At 63.9% G+C, this 20,202-nt stretch carries 16 protein-coding genes; 9 read left to right on the plus strand and 7 right to left on the minus strand.

Annotated elements, in window-relative coordinates; all coding sequences use genetic code 11:
- The first annotated feature begins 37 nt into the window (after window positions 1-37).
- Window positions 38-1,627 (plus strand): CYTH and CHAD domain-containing protein, encoded by a 1,590-nt coding sequence (locus FG13_RS26020; RefSeq protein WP_035825726.1) that lies wholly within the window; start codon window positions 38-40, stop codon window positions 1,625-1,627.
- 6 nt (window positions 1,628-1,633) lie between these two features.
- Here FG13_RS26020 and FG13_RS26025 read toward each other — a convergent pair whose 3' ends face one another.
- From FG13_RS26025 to FG13_RS26045, 5 genes are all read right to left on the minus strand, one after another.
- On the minus strand, window positions 1,634-2,509 hold the full coding sequence (locus tag FG13_RS26025; protein WP_035825728.1) for a Kdo hydroxylase family protein: 876 nt from the start codon (window positions 2,507-2,509) through the stop codon (window positions 1,634-1,636).
- A 79-nt stretch (window positions 2,510-2,588) separates the two neighbouring features.
- On the minus strand, window positions 2,589-2,960 hold the full coding sequence (locus FG13_RS26030) for a lysozyme inhibitor LprI family protein (protein ID WP_035825730.1): 372 nt from the start codon (window positions 2,958-2,960) through the stop codon (window positions 2,589-2,591).
- 83 nt (window positions 2,961-3,043) lie between these two features.
- A complete protein-coding gene (locus tag FG13_RS26035; protein WP_051959467.1) occupies window positions 3,044-6,016 on the minus strand; it encodes a sensor histidine kinase in 2,973 nt (990 codons plus the stop codon).
- 129 nt (window positions 6,017-6,145) lie between these two features.
- Entirely contained in the window at window positions 6,146-6,724 is a 579-nt protein-coding gene (gene sodB, locus FG13_RS26040) for a superoxide dismutase [Fe] (protein WP_035825732.1), read from the minus strand.
- Window positions 6,725-6,909: 185 nt separating this feature from the next.
- Window positions 6,910-7,929: a LacI family DNA-binding transcriptional regulator gene (locus tag FG13_RS26045; protein ID WP_035825735.1), complete on the minus strand. Its 1,020-nt coding sequence runs from the start codon at window positions 7,927-7,929 to the stop codon at window positions 6,910-6,912.
- Between the two features lie 314 nt (window positions 7,930-8,243).
- Between FG13_RS26045 and FG13_RS26050 the strand changes: the two genes are divergently transcribed.
- The 6 genes from FG13_RS26050 (at window position 8,244) to FG13_RS26075 (ending at window position 16,361) form a co-directional block, all read left to right on the plus strand.
- On the plus strand, window positions 8,244-9,545 hold the full coding sequence (locus tag FG13_RS26050; protein ID WP_035825744.1) for an extracellular solute-binding protein: 1,302 nt from the start codon (window positions 8,244-8,246) through the stop codon (window positions 9,543-9,545).
- Between the two features lie 7 nt (window positions 9,546-9,552).
- Window positions 9,553-10,551 (plus strand): carbohydrate ABC transporter permease, encoded by a 999-nt coding sequence (locus FG13_RS26055; RefSeq protein WP_035825745.1) that lies wholly within the window; start codon window positions 9,553-9,555, stop codon window positions 10,549-10,551.
- The gene (locus tag FG13_RS26060; protein ID WP_034751746.1) at window positions 10,548-11,366 is read left to right on the plus strand and encodes a carbohydrate ABC transporter permease; all 819 of its coding nucleotides are present in this window, start codon (window positions 10,548-10,550) and stop codon (window positions 11,364-11,366) included. The genes FG13_RS26055 and FG13_RS26060 overlap by 4 nt, the downstream gene beginning before the upstream one ends.
- Before the next feature lie 27 nt (window positions 11,367-11,393).
- Window positions 11,394-12,761, plus strand: a complete 1,368-nt coding sequence (locus FG13_RS26065) for a GH1 family beta-glucosidase (RefSeq protein WP_035825748.1) — start codon at window positions 11,394-11,396, stop codon at window positions 12,759-12,761.
- A gap of 1 nt (window position 12,762) precedes the next feature.
- A complete protein-coding gene (locus tag FG13_RS26070; protein WP_035825752.1) occupies window positions 12,763-13,803 on the plus strand; it encodes an ABC transporter ATP-binding protein in 1,041 nt (346 codons plus the stop codon).
- 107 nt (window positions 13,804-13,910) lie between these two features.
- Window positions 13,911-16,361, plus strand: a complete 2,451-nt coding sequence (locus FG13_RS26075) for a TonB-dependent receptor (protein WP_035825753.1) — start codon at window positions 13,911-13,913, stop codon at window positions 16,359-16,361.
- Window positions 16,362-16,454: 93 nt separating this feature from the next.
- Here the strand turns inward: FG13_RS26075 and xseA are convergent, their stop codons facing one another.
- Together xseA and FG13_RS31125 are read right to left on the minus strand one after the other, a co-directional pair.
- Complete coding sequence (gene xseA, locus FG13_RS26080; protein WP_035825760.1) at window positions 16,455-17,816, minus strand: exodeoxyribonuclease VII large subunit; 1,362 nt, start codon at window positions 17,814-17,816, stop codon at window positions 16,455-16,457.
- Window positions 17,817-18,131: 315 nt separating this feature from the next.
- Window positions 18,132-18,263 (minus strand): hypothetical protein, encoded by a 132-nt coding sequence (locus FG13_RS31125; protein WP_268747020.1) that lies wholly within the window; start codon window positions 18,261-18,263, stop codon window positions 18,132-18,134.
- 881 nt (window positions 18,264-19,144) lie between these two features.
- Between FG13_RS31125 and FG13_RS26090 the strand changes: the two genes are divergently transcribed.
- Together FG13_RS26090 and FG13_RS26095 are read left to right on the plus strand one after the other, a co-directional pair.
- Window positions 19,145-19,747: a MotA/TolQ/ExbB proton channel family protein gene (locus FG13_RS26090; protein WP_035825764.1), complete on the plus strand. Its 603-nt coding sequence runs from the start codon at window positions 19,145-19,147 to the stop codon at window positions 19,745-19,747.
- Window positions 19,744-20,184 (plus strand): ExbD/TolR family protein, encoded by a 441-nt coding sequence (locus FG13_RS26095; protein WP_035825768.1) that lies wholly within the window; start codon window positions 19,744-19,746, stop codon window positions 20,182-20,184. The genes FG13_RS26090 and FG13_RS26095 overlap by 4 nt, the downstream gene beginning before the upstream one ends.
- Window positions 20,185-20,202 lie beyond the last annotated feature (18 nt).

The raw sequence follows: 20,202 nt of genomic DNA on the forward strand, positions 1-20,202 counted from the left end.
TTACAATGGGCGTTCAGGAGTCTCGCAAGGAGCGGTCATGGAAATCGAATTGAAATTGTTGCTGGCACCGCAAGACGTGCCCCGTTTGCGCGCGCACCCGCTGCTGGCGCAGTATGCACAAGGTGAGCCGCAGCTGCTGCGGATGCACGATATCTATGTCGATACGCCCGATTTGCAGCTGTGCCGCCAGCAGGCGGGCTTGCGCGTGCGCCAGGTGGAGGGGCGCTGGGTGCAAACGCTGAAGGCGGGCGGTACCGTCAGCGGCGGCTTGCACAGCCGCCATGAATGGGAAGGCGAGGTGCCCGGGCCGCAGCCGGACCTGGCCGCGCTCGATGCGGCCATCGGCCGCAAGCAGCCCATCCGCGCGCTGCTGCGCCAGGACGCCATCCGCGACGCTTTGCGGCCCGTGTTTACCACGCGCATGGAGCGCACCGTATGGCAGTTGCGCACGCCGCAGGGCGACGAGATCGAATGCGTGCTGGACCAGGGTGTCATTGAAAGCGGCGCGGACGGGGCGGATAGCGTCGTCCGCACTGTGCCCGTCAGCGAGATCGAACTGGAGTTGAAGCAGGGGCAGGCGGCCAGCCTGTTCGACGTGGCGCTGGCCCTGCTGCAGGAGGTGCCGCTGCAGCTGGGCCATATGAGCAAGGCGGAGCGCGGCTACCGTCTCGCGGCGTCACAGCCGCTGCAGGCGGTCAAGGCGCAGCCTTTGGCGCTCGACGCGGCCATGTCCGTGGAGCAGGTATTCCTGGCCATCGCCGGTAATTGCCTGGAGCAAGTCAGCGGCAACCAGGATGGCGTGGCGGGCGGCGAGGACGTGGAAAGCGTGCACCAGATGCGCGTGGGCCTGCGCCGCTTGCGTTCGGCGCTGGGCATGTTCAAGTCCCTGCTGGCCTTGCCGGACGCCTTGAAGGGCGAACTCGAGTGGCTGGGCGGTGCGCTGGGCGAGGCGCGCGACTGGGATGTGTTGGCAGGCAATACCCTGGCGCAACTCGACGGCGAGGCGCAGGCGGATGCGGCGGCGCTGGCCGAGGCGGCGCACGCGCAGGCGCGCCTCAAGCACGAGCAAGCGGCCCAGGCCGTCACCTCGGCGCGCTACACGGCCTGCATGCTGGGCTTGCAACGCTGGCTGCAGGCGCGCGCCTGGCGCGACAATTGCTCCGTGCGCCAGTTGCGGCGCCTGGACGCGCGCGTTTCGCCGTTTGCCCGCGCCACGCTGCGCAAGGACCAGCGCCGCCTGATGAAGCGCGGCAAGGGCTTGCTGCATGCCACGCCGCCGCAGCGCCACCGGGTGCGCATCGCGGCCAAGAAGACGCGCTACGCGACGGAATTTTTTGCCTCGCTGTTTGCGGGCCGGGCCGTGCATCCGTATGTGGGACGCTTGTCGGCCCTGCAGGATGAACTGGGCTGGCTCAACGATGTGCAGGTGGCCGACCGCTTGCTGCAGCAATTGCCCGAAGTTCAGGCTGACCAGGCTGGCCAGCTTGATCAGTCGACCCAGGACGGGCTGCGGCTGCACGCGGCCTTCGTGCGCGGTTATCTGGCGGCACGCGCGCAGGCGCAGGGCAGCGATGGCCGCATGCACAAGGCGTGGCGGCGTTTCAAGGCGGCACGTTTGCCGGCCTGAACCTGGCTAAGCCAGCGGACGTTGCAATTGGCGCTCGAGGATGGCCAGCGGCGACTTCTGCGGGGCGGCCATGGCGTGCACGGGCAGCAGCCAGGTTTGCTCCAGCGCATGCTGTCCCCGCAGGGCCGCGTGCGATACGGCGTCGCTGAAGACGATCCACGTCTGGCCCGGCGCGAACGCATGGGTGTGCTGTTCCACCTGTGCCTGGTAACCGAGGTCGGCCTTCATGGCGTCGTGCAGTTGCAGCATGTAGTGATCATAGGCCGTGCGCCGCGACTTGGTGACGTGCAGCCATTGCAGCAGGGCTGCCAGCACCGGTTGCGGACGCTTCGCGACGGGCAAGAAATGTTGCGCCACCTGCTCGAATGGCGCGCCCAGTTTCCACACGCGGGGCGTGTCGCGCGGATGAATGTTGGTGAAGACGCGCAGGATGCGCCGGCCCTGCGTGGGCGAGGAGGGAAAACTGTCGACGTGCAGGCGCGTATCGTCCTTGCGCCAGGAACTGACTCTGCCGGCGATTTCCACGGGACGAAAGCTGCCCTTGCCTTGCTGCAGATGGGGAACATAGCCAGGCAGCAAGCCGCCCAACAGGCGCTGCGTGTGCCGCGCATAGCGCTGCATCAGCGCGGCCAGCAGGACCGCATCGCAGGCGTCGCCGTGGCCGCGCACGCCGCGCGCCGCTTCCCAGCTGATGTTCTTGGCGCTGCTGGCGCTACCCGCCGCGCCGTTCAGCAGGGCATGCTCTTCCTGTCGCAGCGAGAAGCCCAGGCGGGGCAGCAGCAGCACTTGCCCGTCTTCGAGTGCCTGCAGCGCCGCCGCCTGCTGCGCGGCGCTGCCGCTGGCGTCCCACTGGTCCAGGGAAATATCGATGAGTTTGCTCATGGCACAAACGGGAAAGACATCGGAGCGGCCAGTATGGGCGCTTGCCGCCCGCTCCCGTTTGCGCTGGCGCAGGTTCAGCTCACAGTTTGCTGTTCTGGCAGCCGGCGCTTACGCATTCGCGCACGCGGTCCTGCAGGAATTGCGCGCGTTCGATGGTGGTCTGGGTGGCGCAATCGAGGTTCACATAAAAGCCCGACGATTCGCGTTTGGAGCAATTCTGGTTGCGGTTGCTTATCCACGCCAGCTGGCCCGATTTCAGCTTTTGCTTGCCGCCGGCATCGAGCTGGGCGGCGAGTTTTTTGTAGTTGGCGTTAAGTTCCTTGTCCGCTTCCTGATACACCTTGTTGAGGCAATACAGACCGTCGAAGTCGTTGCGCGGCGTGTCGCAGGCCGAGTTGGCGAAGGCGGAACCGGAGGCAAACACGAGCAGGGCAAGCAGGCATTTTTTCATGATGTACTTTCAGACAGAGTGGTGGCGGGATCGGCGCAAGGCAGCGCTCTTGCGCATCCTACAACACTTCCCTGCCAGCGACGTCAATAGGCCAGGCGGCCCGGCACGCTCACTTCGATCTGCGTGCCGGCGCCGGGCCGGCTGTCGATGCGCAGGCTGGCCCCGATGCCGGCGGCGCGCTCGCGCATGCCGACCAGGCCCCAGTGGCCGGGCCGCTGGCCTGCCTGCGCCACGGCGTCGTCGAGGCCGCAGCCGTCGTCGCGCACGCGCAAGGTGAAGGCCTGTTCCGCATAGTCGAGTTCCAGCACGATGTTGGCAGCCTCGGCATAGCGCGAGGCGTTGAACAGCGCTTCGCGCGCGATCGCATAGATTTCGTCATGCACGCGCGGTTGCAGGCGCCGGCAGGTGCCGCTCACATGCACGGTGAACGCGTGCGCGCGGTGCTCGGCCAAGCCCTTGCCAAATTGCTGCAGCGCCAGGCGCAGTTCATCCGGTTCGGCCGAGGCGCGCAAGTCCATGATCTGGTCGCGGCCTTCGATCAGCAACTGGTCGGCCAGGTTGAGCGTGCCGTCGAGACGCGCCCGTTCGCGCGTGCCCTTGGGCAGCATGTCCGCATGCGCATGGAACGACAGGATCAAGCCTTGCACGCTTTGCAGCAGGGTGTCGTGCAGCGAGCGGGCGATGCGCGAGCGTTCGGCCAGGCGCTCCTGCAAGCGTTCCTGCAGCCGTTCCTGCATATTGCGCGTCAGGTGGCGGATGCGCAGCACATAGCCGCCATACAGCAGCAGCGCGGCGCCCAGCGCCAGCAGCACGACGAACCACGGCGTTTGCACGAAGGCGGGCGCGATGACGATGTCTAGCCCAGCCCCCTGCGTGTTCCACACGCCGTCTTCGTTGGCGGCCGTGACCTCGAAGCGGTAACTGCCGGGCGCGAGGTTGGTGTAGTAGGCTTCGCGGCGTCCCACCGCCTCCTGCCAGCCCGCGTCCACGCCCGCCAGCCGGTAGCGCAGGCGCACGCGTTCCGGCATCGACAGGCTCAGGGCCGTGAAGCCGATCTGCAGGGACTTGCTGCCCTGCGGCAGGTGCAGCGGCTTGCCATCGTCCAGCGCATAGCGCGCGCCATCGGCCAGCAAGCTGTGGATCTGCACGGGCGGCGCCAGGGTGTTGCGGCGGATGTGCAGCGGGTCGAGCATGCCGATGGTGGCCGAGGTGGAGAACCACAGTTTGCCATCGGGCGCATGGATCAGCGACGGCACGGGGCGCAGCTGCGAGGCATGGCCCTGCAAGCCGTCGAGCGCGTCGAAGCGTTCCGAGTCGACGGCCCTGCCATCGCGCATCCACGCGGCCAGGCTGGCGGCGCCGATATGGGCTATGCCGTCCGCGCCATGCAGCCACAGGTCGCCGTCCGGCAGCCGAACGATGCCCGACACGCCGCGAAATGCCGCGCCGCGCGCGCCGCGCAAGGTGTGGAAGCGGCCGGCGCGGTACAGCGCCACGCCGTTTTCGCCGCCGGCCCACATCGCCTCGCCATCGCGGTACAGCTGCAACACGGTGCCCACCTGCAGACCCTCGGGCGCGCCGAGCCGTTTGACGGCGCCCGCGCGCTGGCCGTCGGCCACCAGGCTGACCGTATTGTCGGCATGGCCCAGCCAGACGGTGCCGGCGCCATCCATCGCCATGGCCGTCGTCAGCACCGCGGGCAGGCCGGACAGGCCGCCGTTGGCGATCCATTTTCCTTCGTTCAGGCGAAACAGACCGCCGCCGGAAAACGAGGCCCACAGTGCGCCCGAGCGATCCTGCTGCAGCGCCTGCGGATCGAGCCCTTGCACGGGCGTCATCACGCGCGTCATGACGCCGTTGCGCGCGCGATGGTGGAGTTCCTGCTCGTTGCCCAGCCATAGCGTGCCGTCGGGCGCCCAGTGGCTGGCCGCCAGCGCCCCCTTCAGTATCACTTTTTTCAGCCCGTCGGCCGTAAAGCTGCGCACGTCGCTGACGTAATCGCCGATCCACACGTCGCCATCGGGCCCCGGCAGCATGCCGGGATGGTCGAAGGGCACGGCAACGGCCAGGGTTGTCAGGCGGTTCGGCCGCAGCCGGTCCAGACCCGTCGAGGTGCCGAACCACAGATTGCCTTCGCGGTCCTGGAACGAGGTTTGCGGCAGCGGGCCGCTGATGCCGTTCTGGCGCGTCAGGCGCTGGGCCGGCAGGCTGGGGCCGGAAGGGTCGAACTTGCGTTCGATGCCGTCAGGCTGCATCAGCCACATGGTGCCGGCGCGGTCGAAGCGGATGCTGTTGCCCCTGGCGTCGGGCCGGATGGGCGCATCGCCGCGCGGCGCGCTGGTACGCACGCGATAGTAATTGCTTTGTGCATCGACGGCCCAGATGGCGCCATCGGGCGCTTCATCCATGCTGGTGAGGATGGTGCGCGGCCAGGCGTGGGAAAAGTGCGTCTCGCCCGGCCTGCGGAAATAAGCGCCGTGCATGGTGCCCATCCACTGCGTGCCATCGCGGGCGAACAGGATCTGGTAGACGCGCTTGTCGGGCAGGCCGACGTTGGCCGCCTGCGCAACGAAGCGGTCCGCGCCGGGCGCCAGGCGCGCCGCGCCATCGCGCGTGCCGACCCAGATGGCGCCGTCGGGCGCTGCCTCGATATGGAACACGGCGCCCGGCGGCAAGCCGTCCGCCTCGCGGTAAGTGCGCGCGCCATCCTTGCGAAAGACGCTGACGCCGCCGAGGCGGTAGCCGACCCACACGGCGCCATCGGCCGGCGTGGCCAGGCCCAGCACATTGCTCGACGGCAGGCGGTGGCCGTACACGCTGTCGACCCTGTCGAAGCGCACGCCGTCATAGCGGTACAAGCCGGTGGCCGTGGCGATCCACAGCCAGCCATCCTTGCCCTGGGCGAATTTCAGCACATCGACGGGCGCGCCTTGCAAGGCGCCCCAGGCGTTGTGCGTGTAGTCGGACAGCAGGGGCGATGGGGCGGCCGCGCACGCGTGCAGCTGGCACACCAGCAGGGGCAAGATCAACAGGCGGCGCAGCAGGCGAGCGGACATCGGGGCAGGGGAGATAGCGGTGGCGGGGCAGTGATTGTAGCGCAGCGCCGTGCCTTTCAGCAGGCAAAAAAAAAGCCTGCGCCGGGTGGCGCAGGCTTCTTTTCGCCCTACGTTGACAGGAACTGGCGCTTACGCGAAGTTCTTGGCAACGAAGTCCCAGTTGACCAGGCCCCAGAACGTTTCCACGTACTTGGCGCGCAGGTTGCGGTAGTCGATGTAGTAGGCGTGTTCCCAGACGTCGCAGGTCAGCAGCGGCTTGTCGCCGGTGGTCAGCGGGCAGCCGGCGTTCGACGTGTTGACGATGTCGACGGAGCCGTCGGCTTTTTGCACCAGCCAGGTCCAGCCCGAACCGAAGTTGCCCACGCACGACTTGGTGAATTCTTCCTTGAACTTGTCGAACGACGACCATTTGGCGTTGATCGCGTCAGCCACGGCACCGCTAGGTGCGCCGCCGCCGGCCGGCTTCATGCCGTTCCAGTAGAAGGTGTGGTTCCATACTTGCGCCGCATTGTTGAAGATGCCGCCCGACGATTTCTTGATGATCTCTTCCAGCGACAGGTTCTCGAACTCGGTACCCTTGATCAGGTTGTTCAAGTTGGTGACATACGCCTGGTGATGCTTGGCATAGTGGTATTCCAGGGTTTCTTTCGAAATATGCGGCGCCAGAGCGTCCATTTCATACGGCAGTGGTGGCAGAGTATGTTCCATGTGATGTCCCTTTATGGTGAGTGTTCGGAGTCTTCCAGCCTGTGGCCGGAGGGTTGAGCCTTGCGTGCTTGAACCAAGCATTCTTGCTGAACGAGCCACTATTGTAAAGCGGATGCGCCATTGCTGCAGATTCCCGCACGCGTTGTGGATGCCGTTGGCGTAGTGATTCTCGTTCAGCGCCAGGCCTAGCGAATACGCCGCGTGGTTTCCCGCACGATCAGCTCCAGGGGCGGTATTGCGGCCTGCACGGCTTCGCCATTGATCAGCCCCAGCAGCGCTTGCGTGGCGATGCGGCCGATGTCGTACAGGGGCTGGTGGATGGTCGTCAGCGGCGGCGTCGTGTAGGACGAGCCGGGCAAGTCATCGAAGCCGACGAGCGAGATATCGTCGGGCACGCGGATGCCCTTGCGGTACAGGCACAGGCGCACGCCATAGGCGGACAGGTCATTGGCGGCGAAGACGGCGCTGAATTGCTGCTGCGTATCGAACAAATGGTTCATGGCCAGCATCCCGCTTGCTTCGTGGAAATCACCTTCCACCATCAGCTTCGGGTCGATGGCGATGTCCGCTTCGCGCAGCGCCCGCTGGTAGCCCGTCAGGCGCTCGGCCGCATCCGTGTTGTTGGCGGGGCCGGCCACGAACGCGATGCGGCGGTGGCCCAGTTCAACCAGGTGGCGCACGGCCAGGTAGGCGCCGTATTCGTTGTCGAGCTTGAAGCCGATGGCGCTTTTCGTGGCCAGCAGGCGGCCCGTCGAGACGATGGGCCGCTGCTGCGAGAAATCGAGCACGCTCTCGTCCGAGATGCGCCCCGACAGCAGGATGATGCCGTCGACTTTTCTTGCCAGCAGCAAACGGATGCGGTCGGCCTCTTCCTGCGCATTCCAGTGACCGCTGACGATGACGGAGGCATAGCCCGTGTCCTTCAAACCATCGTCCACGCCGCGCAGGCTCTCGTCGAAGAAGGGGCTGGAAATATCCTGCACCACGATGCCGATGGTCATCGAGCGGCCCTTCTTCAGCCCCTGCGCCATCTGGTTCGGCGCGAATTTCATGTGCGCAATGGCCGCCAGCACGGCATCGCGCTTGTCGTCGGACACTTTGGCCGTGCCATTGAGGATGCGCGAGACGGTGCTGGGCGACACGCCGGCCTGGCGGGCCACGTCGAGCAGGGTGGAAGGGGGAGCAGCGTGGGCGCTATCGTTCAAGGTGATTCCTGGGTATCAAAATGGCTGGTTGTCAGTGCTCTGAAAACCTTTTCATCGAAAGATTACCATAAATGCCGAAAGGGCCGTGGGTCGGCGCTTGAAAACGTTTTCACAAAAAACAACAGCAAGCTCCACAGCCTGCTTTTTCGCGTTTTTCATAGGAGAACACGCGCCCCGGCATGCATCTCGCCACGCTGCCATCAATAAAAATGACAACTTTTTCGGTTGACTTGATTTTCTTTGCGGTGTTAAATGGACACATGTTGTGAAAACGTTTTCAAGATAGAAGACGCTCAATAAACGGAGATGAAATAATGAAGTCAAGCATCCTTGGCGCCGCCCCGCTGGCAGCGCTGACCCTGGCTGCCAGCGTGGCCGCCGCACCCGCACCCGCCCCCGCAGCCGTCCCGCCGGCCGCACCGTTGCCGGCGCTGGCCCCGGCCACGATTACCGTCGCCTCGTTCCCCGACCTGGACCGCGCCGTGAAAACGGCCTTGCCCCTGTGGGAAAAGCTGTATCCGCAAGTGAAGGTCAAGCTGGTCAGCCTGCAGATCGACGACCACCATAACTCGATGACGACGGCGCTGGCGGCCGGCGCGCGCCTGCCCGACGTGATGGCCATCGACTTCCGCTATGTCGGCAGCTTCGCCGAATCGAAGGGCATGGAAGATTTGCTGCAGCCGCCCTACGGGGCAGGGCAGTACCGCGCCCAGTTCGTGCCGTTCACCTTTGTGCAGGCGACCAGTTCGCGCGGCACCCTGGGCGCCATGCCGGCCGACCTGGGACCGGGCACCCTGTTCTACCGCAAGGACTTGATGGACAAGGCGGGCATCAAGGAAGCCGACCTGACGCAATCGTGGGAATCGTATATCGCCGCCGGCAAGAAACTCAAGGCCGCCACCGGCACCTATCTGCTGGCCGGCGCCAGCGACCTGGCCGACATCTATATCCGCGCCAATTTGAAAGATGGCGAAGGCATCTACTTTGGCGACAAGGGCCAGGTGCTGGTCGACTCGCCCCGCTTCGTGAAAGCGTTCGAACTGGCCAAGGCGGCCAGGGTCGCCGGCATCGATGCGCGCACCGTGGCCTGGACGGGCGAGTGGGCCGAAGGTTTTAAACGCGACAAGGTGGCCAGCCAGATGATGGGTTCGTGGCTCAGCGGCCACCTGGCCAAGTGGCTGGCGCCGGCGTCGTCCGGCCAGTGGCGCGCGGCGAACCTGCCGGCCGGCGCGCTGGCGTCCTACGGCGGCTCCTTCTACGGCATCCCGAAAAAGGCCGCGAATAAAACCCAGGCCTGGGAATTCATCAAGTTCATGACCGTCAACAAGGATATCCAGCTGCATTCGCTCAAAGAGATCGGCGCTTTCCCGGCCCTCAAGGCCGCGTATGCGGACCCGATGATGGACGAGCCGCAGCCGTATTTCGGCGGCCAGAAGACGCGTCTGCTGGCGCGCGACACGGCGGCGAAAATCCCCGTCATCCGCGTCGACAAGTTCGACGCCGTGGCGCGCGACATCGTCAACATGGAACTGGAAAGCGTGCTGGCGCAAAACAAGGATATCAAGACGGCCCTGGCCGACGCCAAGGCCCTGATCACCCACCGCGCGCGGCGCTAGGAGCAGCATGACTACCTCCATGCCTTGTACCGAGGGCGCGCCCGCTGCCGCTGCGGCGCGGCCCGCCAGGAAACGCTACAACATGAAGAAGTGGGCGCCGTATATCTTCATCAGCCCCTTCTTCATCCTGTTCGCCGTCTTCAGCCTGTTCCCGCTGCTGTTTTCCATCTATCTGTCGTTCAACCAGTGGGAAGCGGCCAGCGGCGTGGAAGCCATGCAGTGGGTGGGCCTGGACAACTACAAATACGCCTTGAGCGATCCGTGGTTTTTGCGCTCGCTGGGCAATACCGTGTGGCTGGCGCTGGCCTCGGGCGTGCCGCAGCACCTGGTCGCCATTCCGCTGGCAGCCTTCATCCACAACAGCTTCAAGCGCTCGCGCAACCTGGTGATCGGCATTTACTTTTTACCGTTCATCACGTCCAGCGTGGCCATCGCCATGGTCTTCAATACCCTGTTCTCGCGCGACTATGGGCAGATCAATGTGCTGATTCAATGGTGCGCCAGCCTGCCGCTCGTCGGCGGCCTGTTTCCGGCGGAATCGATCGACTGGCTGGGCAGCTCGCTGTTCATCAAGCCGGCCGTCGCCTTCGTGATTTTCTGGCGCTACCTGGGCTGGAACCTGGTGCTGTATCTGTCCGCGCTGCAGGTGATACCGAAGGACTTGTACGAAGCGGCCACCATCGATGGCGCGTCGAAACGCCAGCAGTTCTGGTACATCACCCTGCCGCAGCTGCGACCCATGATCTACCTGGCCGTGACACTGACCATCATGGGCAACCTGCAGCTGTTCGAGGAGCCGTTCGTGCTGGTGGCCGAATCGAGCGGCGTGAGCCAGTCGGTGATGACGACGGCCATCTTCGTCTACAAGACGGCGTTTTCCTCGGGCGACTTCGGCACGGCGTCGGCGATTTCCTGGCTGCTGTTCCTGATCATCGCCAGCACCACCTGGGTCAACAACCGCATTTTCAGCCGCAATGAACGCAATGAGCGCAAGGAGGTCCGATGAAAACCACCCGCTGGACGGCCTACGCCATGGTGGCCATCGGCGCCCTGATCATGGTCGCGCCGTTTTACTTCATGTTCGTCTTCGCCACGCATACGAGCGCCGAGATCTACAGCCTGCCGCCGCCGCGCTGGTTCGGCACGGCCCTGCTCAACAACCTGGAATTGCTGCAGGAGCGGCTGCCGTTCTGGCGCAATATCGGCATCAGCCTGTACGTGGCCCTGATGACGACGGCGCTGACCTTGTTCTTTTGCTCGCTGGGCGGCTATGCCTTCGCCATGTACGAGTTCCGCTTCAAGCGGCCCTTGTTCACCCTGGTGATGGCGTCGATGATCATTCCCTCGTTCATGAACATGATCCCGACCTTCATGCTGATGGATTTCCTCGGATGGCTGGACCAGCCGCGCGCCCTGTACGTGCCGGGAGCGGCCGGCGCGCTGGGCATTTTCCTGATGCGCCAGTACATCGGCACGGCCATTCCGAAGGACCTGATCGAGGCGGCGCGCATCGACGGCTGCGGCGAATTCGCCATCTACTGGAGAGTCGTGCTGCCGCTGATCGGTCCCGCCATGGGCACCCTGGGCCTGATCACCTTCATCAACTCGTGGAACAATTTCATCACGCCGCTGGTCGTCATGCGCTCGGTCGAGAACTACACGATCCCGCTGGCCCTGCGCAGCATGCAGGCGCCGAACAACACGGAATGGGGCGCGCTGATGACGGGCGCCGCCATCGCCGTGCTGCCGCTGCTGCTGATGTTTTTTGTCGCCTCGAAGCGTTTAATTGAAGGACTGACCCAGGGCGCCGTCAAAGGCTAGCACTCTCTTTAATCCACTCACACTGACATGACCACCATGCATAACGACGACATTGACACCAACTTTCCCGCCACCTTCACCTGGGGCGTGGCCACCAGCGCCTACCAGATCGAGGGCGCCGCGGCCATCGACGGCCGCGGCCCATCCATCTGGGATACCTTCAGCCACACGGACGGCAAGATCATCGACGGCAGCAATGGCGACGTGGCCTGCGACCATTACCACCGCTATGCCGAGGACGTGGAGCTGATCGCCAGCCTGGGCGTGAATGCCTACCGCTTTTCCATGTCCTGGTCGCGCGTGCAGCCGACGGGTTCCGGCGCCTGGAACGAGGCCGGCTTCGACTTTTATGGGCGTTTGCTCGACGCCCTGGCCGCGAAGGGGCTCGATGCCCATCTGACCCTGTACCACTGGGACTTGCCGCAAGCCTTGCAGGACGAGGGCGGCTGGCTCAATCGCGCCACCTGCTACCACTTCGCCGCCTACGCGGCCGAAGTGGCGCGCCGCTTCGGCCACAAGGTCGCCAGCATCGCCACGCATAACGAACCGTGGTGCACGGCCGTGCTGGGCCACGGCACGGGCCAGTTCGCCCCCGGCATGGCCGACCCGGCCGCCGCCGTGCAAGTGTCGCACCATCTGCTGCTGTCGCACGGCCTGGCCATGCAAGCCATGCGCGTCGTCAATCCGCCCGCGAAACTGGGCATCGTGCTCAATCAATGGACGGCCACGCCGGCTACCGACAGCGCCCAGGACCGCGAGCTGGCCGAACTCGAATATGCGCGCTCGGTGCAGTGGTATATGGACGCCATCTTCAAGGGCCGCTACCCGGCCCTGGCCCTGAAACACCCAGATGCTTCCGCTTTATCCATCTTTGAAAACGATTTCATAGATATCAGGCAGCCCATCGATTTCCTCGGCGTGAACTATTACACGCGCGCTTACATGAGTGCCGAGACGCCGCCGCGCAAACCCGAATGCAAGCTCGGTGTCAACGACATGGGCTGGGAAACCTATCCGCAGGGCTTGACGGAACTGCTGGTCGGCCTGCACCGCGAATACCGATTGCCGCCCGTCTACATCACGGAAAACGGCATGGCCGTGGCCGACAAGCCCGTCGACGGCAAGATCCACGATGCGCCGCGCATCGAGTACGTGCAGCTGCACCTGGACGCCTTGCGCGCCGTGATCGCGCAGGGCATCGACGTGCGCGGCTATTTCTACTGGAGCCTGATGGATAACTTCGAGTGGAACTCGGGCTACGCCAAGCGCTTCGGCATGCTCTACGTCGATTACGCCACGCAGCAGCGCAGCTTCAAGGACAGCGCCCTGTGGTACCGCGACTTCATCGCCGCCCAGCGCGCGTCCCACGCCGCCGTGCTGGCCGAGGAGCACTGACATGGCCGCCATTTCCCTGCGCGGCATCCGCAAGACCTATGGCGACGGCCCGGAAATCGTCAAGGGCCTGGACCTCGATATCCATGACGGCGAATTCATGGTCTTTGTCGGGCCGTCCGGCTGCGGCAAGTCGACCCTGCTGCGCATGATCGCGGGACTGGAAGACATCAGCGCGGGCCAGCTGCGCATCGGCGACTTGCTGGCCAATGACGTGGCGCCGGCCGAGCGGGGCATCGCCATGGTCTTCCAGAGCTACGCCCTGTATCCGCACATGACGGCGCGCGACAACATGGGCTTTGCCCTCAAGTTGGCGGGCAAACCGGAAGCCGAAGTGCGCGCCGCCGTCGGCAAGGTGGCCGAGATTTTGCAGATCACGCACCTGCTCGACCGCAAGCCGAAAGCCCTGTCGGGCGGCGAACGCCAGCGCGTGGCCATCGGCCGCTCCATCGTGCGCCAGCCCAAGGTGTTTTTGTTTGACGAGCCGCTGTCCAACCTTGACGCCTCCTTGCGCGTGCAGACGCGCATCGAACTGGCCAAGCTGCACCAGGAACTGGGCACCACGATGATCTATGTGACGCACGACCAGGTCGAAGCCATGACACTCGGCGACCGGGTTGCCGTCTTCCATGGCGGCCACCTGGAGCAGGTGGGGGCGCCCCTGGACCTGTACCGCCATCCGGCCAGCCAGTTCGTGGCCGGCTTCATCGGCGCGCTGCGCATGAACTTCTTGCCGTGCGCCGCCGTCCCCGCGCTGGCCAGCCAGCTTGGCGGCGAGGCGGGCATGCTGGTCGGCATACGTCCCGAACACCTGCGCCTGGTGCCGCGCCACGAAGGCTATGGCGCCACGGTGACCCTGATCGAGCAGCTGGGCGATGCGCAAATCATCCACGCGACCCTCGATAACAGTCCGCATGCGGTGGCCATCAAGCTGCATGGCGAGGCGCGCCACAGTCTGGCGCAGGGCAGCAGCATCGGCTTCGCGCCGGAAGAAGGCCATGCCTTTCTATTTGACACGGCCGGGCGCGCCGTGGCTACCCATTGACCCCGCACGGAGGCGACATGACTTCAGATTGACACCCAAAAAATGTGCAGCAATAGCCAAAGAGCTATGTGATCATCAATCAACCAGCGGTACAGGAGACAACAACAATGCAACAGCTCAAACGCAATACCATCGCCCTCAGCCTCGCGCATGCGACATTCGCCCAGTTCATCTTGCTGGGCAGCGGCGCCGCCATGGCCCAGGAGGCTGCAGCCACGGACGCGGCAAAACCGGCCGCCGAACAGATGGACCGCATCGTCGTCACGGCCACGCGCCGCAATACCTTCGTGCAGGAGACGCCGCTGGCCGTCACCGCCTTCAACCAGGACACGCTGCAAAACAACCAGGTCAAGGATCTGGCCTCGCTGGCCACCATGGTGCCGAGCCTCGTCGTCGAGCAGCATGGCGACTCGGGCGGCGTGCACGTCTACATGCGCGGCGTCGGCTCGGCCAACCACACGGAGCTGGGCGACCCGGCCGTCGCCTTTTATGTCGACGGCGTGTATTCGCCGCGTCCCCAGGGCGCCACCGCGCTGATGTATGACCTGTCGCACGTCGAGGTGGCGCGCGGACCGCAGGGCACCCTGAACGGCCGCAATTCGACGGCCGGCGCCGTCAACCTCGTGTCGGCCGCGCCAAGCACGGCCAAGTTCATGGGCTCGGCCGGCATCACCGTGGGTGACAAGCGCCATCTGCAGACGCAGGGCATGCTCAATATCCCGTTTTCCGACGACGTGGCGCTGCGCATCGCCGCCATCAAGGATAGCCATGACGGCACGGTGGACTTCCGCCGCGGCTCGAACGTCATGCCGGGCACGGCCAAGTATGGCGCCGGCGACCAGATGGGCGTGCGCGCCTCCTTGCTGTGGAAGTTCACGCCGCAACTGCGCGGCACCTTCATCGCCGACTATTTCCTCGACCAGGGCGCCGGCAACGTCTACCTGGCGGCCGAACCGAAACGTGGCGAGAAGCTGCGCTCGGCCCTGATTGACACGCCGGGCACCCTGGACCAGTCGATTTTGACCTACAAGGGCAAGCTCAATTACAAGCCGACGGACGCGCTGGACTTCACCTACCTGGGCAGCTGGAGCCGCTACAAGCGCCAGAACAGCAACGACTCGGATGCGGGCCTGTTCCCCGGCTTCAAGTCGGAAAACCGCACCGACTGGGCGCAGTTCGACAGCTATTCGCACGAGCTGCAGGCGCGCTCGGACGACGATGCGCCGTTCCAGTGGGTGGCCGGCGTGTTCCTGTTCAATGAAAAGAACAAGGTGCGCTTCGATATCGACCGCAGCCAGATTTCGCAGGCGGCCGTGCAGCAGGATATCGCCAACGGCGCCGTGATCTTCGTGCAGCCGACCGTGGGCCAGTATGCGTCGTCGATGTCCTTCATCCAGGGCGACCGCCAGCTCAAATCGAAGGCCGTGTTCGGCCAGGTCAGCCAGCAAGTGACGGACCAGATCAAGCTGACGGCCGGCGCGCGCTACACGAAAGACCATAAATTCGACGTCGGCGGCAAGAACTGGGCCTGCCCGAACTGGCCCGCGAACGCGCCGCTGGGCACCACAGTGCTCAATCCCGATCAGCTGGCGCAACTGGTCAAGCCGGGCACGGGCCTGGCCAACACGCACAATATCGGCCCTGGCGGCGCCATCACGGCCGCCACCTGCGGCAATACGCCGGGCGACAACACGGCCGACCTGAAATATGGCCAGGCCACCTGGCTGGGCCGCATCGAGTACAAGCTGCGCCCGGACATTTTGCTGTTCGGTTCCGTGACGACGGGCTTCCACTCGCCGGCCATCGGAGACGGCGGCGCCACCACCAAGCCGGAAAAGCTGACCAGCTATGAAATCGGCTTCAAGTCGGACTTGCTGAACCGCGAACTGACCCTGAACCTCGATGCCTTCCTGATGAAGTACAAGGACAAGCTCGAGTCGCAGGTGGTCAACAGCGTGCTGGCCAACTTCAACGCGGCTGGCGCCACCGTCAAGGGCCTGGAAGCGGAATGGGTGTGGCGGCCAACGAAGGTCGACCGTCTGACGGGCAACGCCACCTGGCTCAAAGCCGTGTATGACGACTTCATGTCGTGCGACGTCGATGCGGCGCGCGCGAATGGCCAGTCTTGCGGTTCGACGGCGCCATTGGTGAACGTGGGCGGCAGCACCATGAAGCATGCGCCGAAGTTTTCCACGACCGTCCAGTACGAGCATGATTTCAGTGTCGCCGGCGGCCAGCTCACGCCGCGCGCCTCGGTGCACTATGAAACCATGTCGTATGTGGGGGCGGGCGCCTTCAACGGCGACGTGCCGGGCCATGCCGGCGTCAAGCGCCAGGAAGCCTACACGACCCTGGACCTGAGCCTGCGTTTCCAGCCGGCCAACAAGGCCTACACGGTGGAAGCGTTCGTGCAGAACGCCACCGACAAGGCGGTCAAGCTGGACGTCAATGAAATCTGCACGGACGTCGGCATGCCATGCCAGCCGACGCAGCAGATCTACGGCGCCTTCTACAACGCGCCGCGCACCTTTGGCGCGCGCGTGTCGATGAAGTTTTAATCAGGCCGTGTGAAAGAGCAGTTGCAGTAGCAGTCCACTCAGTAGGGAAGGTGTTGGGCCGGGGTTCTTCCCCGGCCTTTTTTATTCCAGCGCTTATTCCAGACTCGCCTGCACGCTGGCGATGCCGATCTGCGCGCTGCCTTCGGCCAGGCGCACATTGACGTTCTGGCGCGCCTGCAGCTGCGCCGGCGAGCGCACGATATTCCCCTTTTCATCGCGCAGGATCGCATAGCCGCGCTCCAAAGTACGTTGGGGATTGAGCAGCTCCAGCTGTGCCGCCAGGCCGTCGAGGCGGTGGCGCCGCTGGCCCAGCTGCTGTGCCATGGCCGCGCCGCTGCGCCGCTGCATGTCCGCCAGGTGCGCGCGCGGCACCGTGACGTCGGGCCGCAGGTTGGCCCAGCGCGAACGCAGGCGTTCCAGCGCGTACTGCGACTGGTTCACGGGCGCGCGCGCCGCATGCGTCATGGCCGTCGACAGGGCCAGCAGCTGCAAGCGCTGCTGTTGCAGCTGCGCCTTCGGGTTGAGCAGGCGGCGGCTGTGGCGGTCCAGCGTTTGCGCCGCATCGTCGAGGCTGCGGCGCATGGCGCGGCGCAGGTCGGCCGCATCGGCGCGCAGGGAAGCCATCCAGTCGGCGCGCGGCGTGGCAGCCAGTTCGGCCGCCGCCGTCGGCGTGGCCGCGCGCAGGTCGGCCGCGAAGTCGGCGATGGTGAAATCCGTTTCGTGGCCCACGCCGCTGATCACGGGCATGGAGCAATCGGCAATCGCGTGGGCCACGGCTTCATCGTTGAACGACCACAAGTCTTCGATACTGCCGCCGCCACGGCACACCAGCAGCACGTCGCAGTCGGCCCTTGTCGATGCCGTGCGGATGGCGTGCGCGATTTTTTCCGGCGCCTGCTGGCCCTGCACGGGCGTGGGATACAGGATGATGGAGACGTGCGGCGCGCGGCGCTTGAGCGCGATCAGCACGTCGCGCAGGGCGGCCGCCTGCGGGCTGGTGACGATGCCGATGCTGCGCGCGAACATGGGGATGGCGCGCTTGCGTTCCTGGTCGAACAGGCCTTGCGCGGCCAGCTTTTCCTTCAGGCGCTGGAACGCTTCGTACAGGGCGCCCACGCCGGCGCGGCGGATGGCTTCCACGTTGATCTGGTAATCGCCGCGCGCGCCGTACAGGGTGACGAGGGCGCGCACTTCCACCTTGTCGCCTTCGCGCGGCGTGAAGCCGGCAAACTGGGCGCGGCCGCGGAACATCACGGCGCGCACCTGGGCGCCATCGTCCTTCAAGGTGAAATACCAGTGGCCGGAAGCGGCGCGCGTGAAGTTGGAAATCTCGCCGGCGATCCAGGTCAGGGGAAACGAGCGCTCGAGCAGGCGCGCGACGGCCTGGTTCAGGGCGCTGACGGTCAGCACGGGCGGGGCGGCAAAGCCGCTGTCAGTTGGGATATCGGTCATCATCTGGTGCTATGGGGGAGGGAACTGTCCACATATTATCGGCGAGGTCATGCTTATGTCATATATCGTGCAAAACAACAAGTTCTATTTCTAAGTATTTGATTTCATGATGAATTCCCGAATGCCTGATTTGCGTGCACGGGAAAAAAAACCTTTAATATCAAGCACATCAGTTCAGCCCCTGCCACTTACGCACAAAGTTATCCACAGAAAGTGTGCGGAACTTTTTGCCTTGGACAAACATGGCCCGGCGAGCCCACATCGACCGATAAAAGTGCCTTGCTACATTTTTGCGCATGGAAATAAAGTGTATAGGAATCAAGCGCTTAGTATGCCATGCATGGCCTTGCGCACAATCTTATCCACAAAAAATGTGCAGAACTCTGGCGCGGCGCCGGATTTATCCACGGGAAGGCCCATGGCATCGCTTGCCTGAATTTTGCGCAGCATAAAAATAGCCATATAAATCAAGTATGTAGCGTAAGGCCGTGCGCCTTGCTCACAATCTTATCCACAGAATGTGTGCAAAACTGCATAAACCGTTTCGTGGCTTGTCCGGGTTTTCCACCGCGTGAACACGCCGAATTGCTGCCTCATTTTTCAGCATGGAAAAAAATCCCTTTAAAATCAAGGCACTTGCATGGAGTTAATCGGCTTGCTCACAATCTTATCCACACTTTATGTGTGGAACTGCGCTGGCGGTGGAAAACTGCCATTTGGAAGTGAAATCGGACGTGGAAAACCCCGCTTTCCGACCTCTGCCACATTTTTATGCATGGCAATAAAAACGATATAAATCAATGTACTTGGCGCGTATCCGTGCGCTTGCGCACAATCTTGTCCACAGATTGTGTGCAGAACTTTGACCGCCTGTTTGCCACCGATTTCGTGCTGGCTGCCACTTTTTTACGCATTGATTTAATCTCCTTTAAAATCAATGACTTGATTGAATTCCTCGGCTTTGCGCACAATCTTGTCCACAGTAAATGTGCAGAACTCTTGAATTCTTAATTTTGTGACATTGACTAATGGCGATGAGCTGCTATGCCTGTATTTTGCGCAGCGCAGTAATTCTCATGTAAATCAAGGGCTTATATGCTGGACTTCATGCTTGCTCACAATCTTATCCACACAAAGTGTGCAAAACTGTGCGGCGGCAGCGTGCACCCGACGCGCCGTGTGGACAAGTGCCATGCGGGCGCCACTTGCCGCCGGCGCGGCAACGCGCTACATTGCGCCATTCCCGCGCGCACGTACCATCGCTCTTCGGCGCTCGGTACAATACAGGCTGTTCGGGCGATTCACCGCCTTCCCTTTACCAGGAGTTCCTTTTGCTCGCTATATTTCAAGCCGCTGGCTGGCCCATCTGGCTGTTGTTGATCGCTTCCATCGTCGCCCTGGCCTTGATCATCGAGCGCCTGCTGTATTTGCGACGCGCCAAGATCCTGCCCCGCAAGCTGTTTGATGAAGTGGTGCAGGTGTATCGCAGCGGCAAGATCACGCCGGACACGGTGGCCAAGCTGGAAGACAATTCGCCGCTGGGCGTGGTGCTGGCCGCCGCCCTGCGCAATGTCGACGCGCCGCGCGAGGTGATGAAGGAATCGATCGAAGAGGCGGGCAGCGGCGTGGCCCACACACTGGAACGTTTCCTGACCACCCTGGGCACGATTGCCACCCTGGCGCCCCTGATGGGCCTGTTTGGCACGGTGATCGGCATGATCGAGATTTTTGCTTCGCCCGGCGCCACCGCGTCGAACTCGGCGCTGTCGCACGGTATTTCCGTCGCCTTGTATAACACAGCGTTTGGCCTGGCCATTGCCATGCCGGCCCTGATCTTCTACCGCCACTTCCGCGCCCTCGTCGACAGCTTCGTCATTGACATGGAGCAGCAAGCGGTCAAGTTCGTCGACATCGTCCACAGTGGCCGCAAATGAACTTCCGCAAAGGCAAGGGGCGTGAAGACCCCGAAATCAACCTGATCCCGTTTATCGACGTGCTGCTGGTGATCCTGATCTTCCTCATGGTCAGCACCACCTACAGCAAGTTTACGGAGCTGCAGATCACCTTGCCGACGGCCGACGCCGAGCAGGCGAAGGACAAGCCGCAGCAGCTCGACGTCACCATCGATGCCAAGGGCAATTACACGGTCAACCGCGAGCCTGTCTCGTTCCGCGACGTGGCCGGCCTGGCCGATGCCTTGCAGGACGCGGCGAAAGCGGCCAACGGCGGCAAGGCGCCGGCGCAGACGCCCGTCGTGGTGGTCAACGCCGACCAGTTCGCCATGCACCAGATGGTCATCCACGTGATGGAAGCGGCCCGCCTGGCCGGCTATGAAAAGCTGACGTTTGCGGCGCAAGCGGGTGGCAAGTAGGTCGGCTTAGCCGGCACG

Origin of the sequence: Janthinobacterium sp. RA13 (genome assembly GCF_000745325.1) — a bacterium.
GTDB classification, from domain to species: Bacteria; Pseudomonadota; Gammaproteobacteria; order Burkholderiales; family Burkholderiaceae_D; genus Janthinobacterium; species Janthinobacterium rivuli.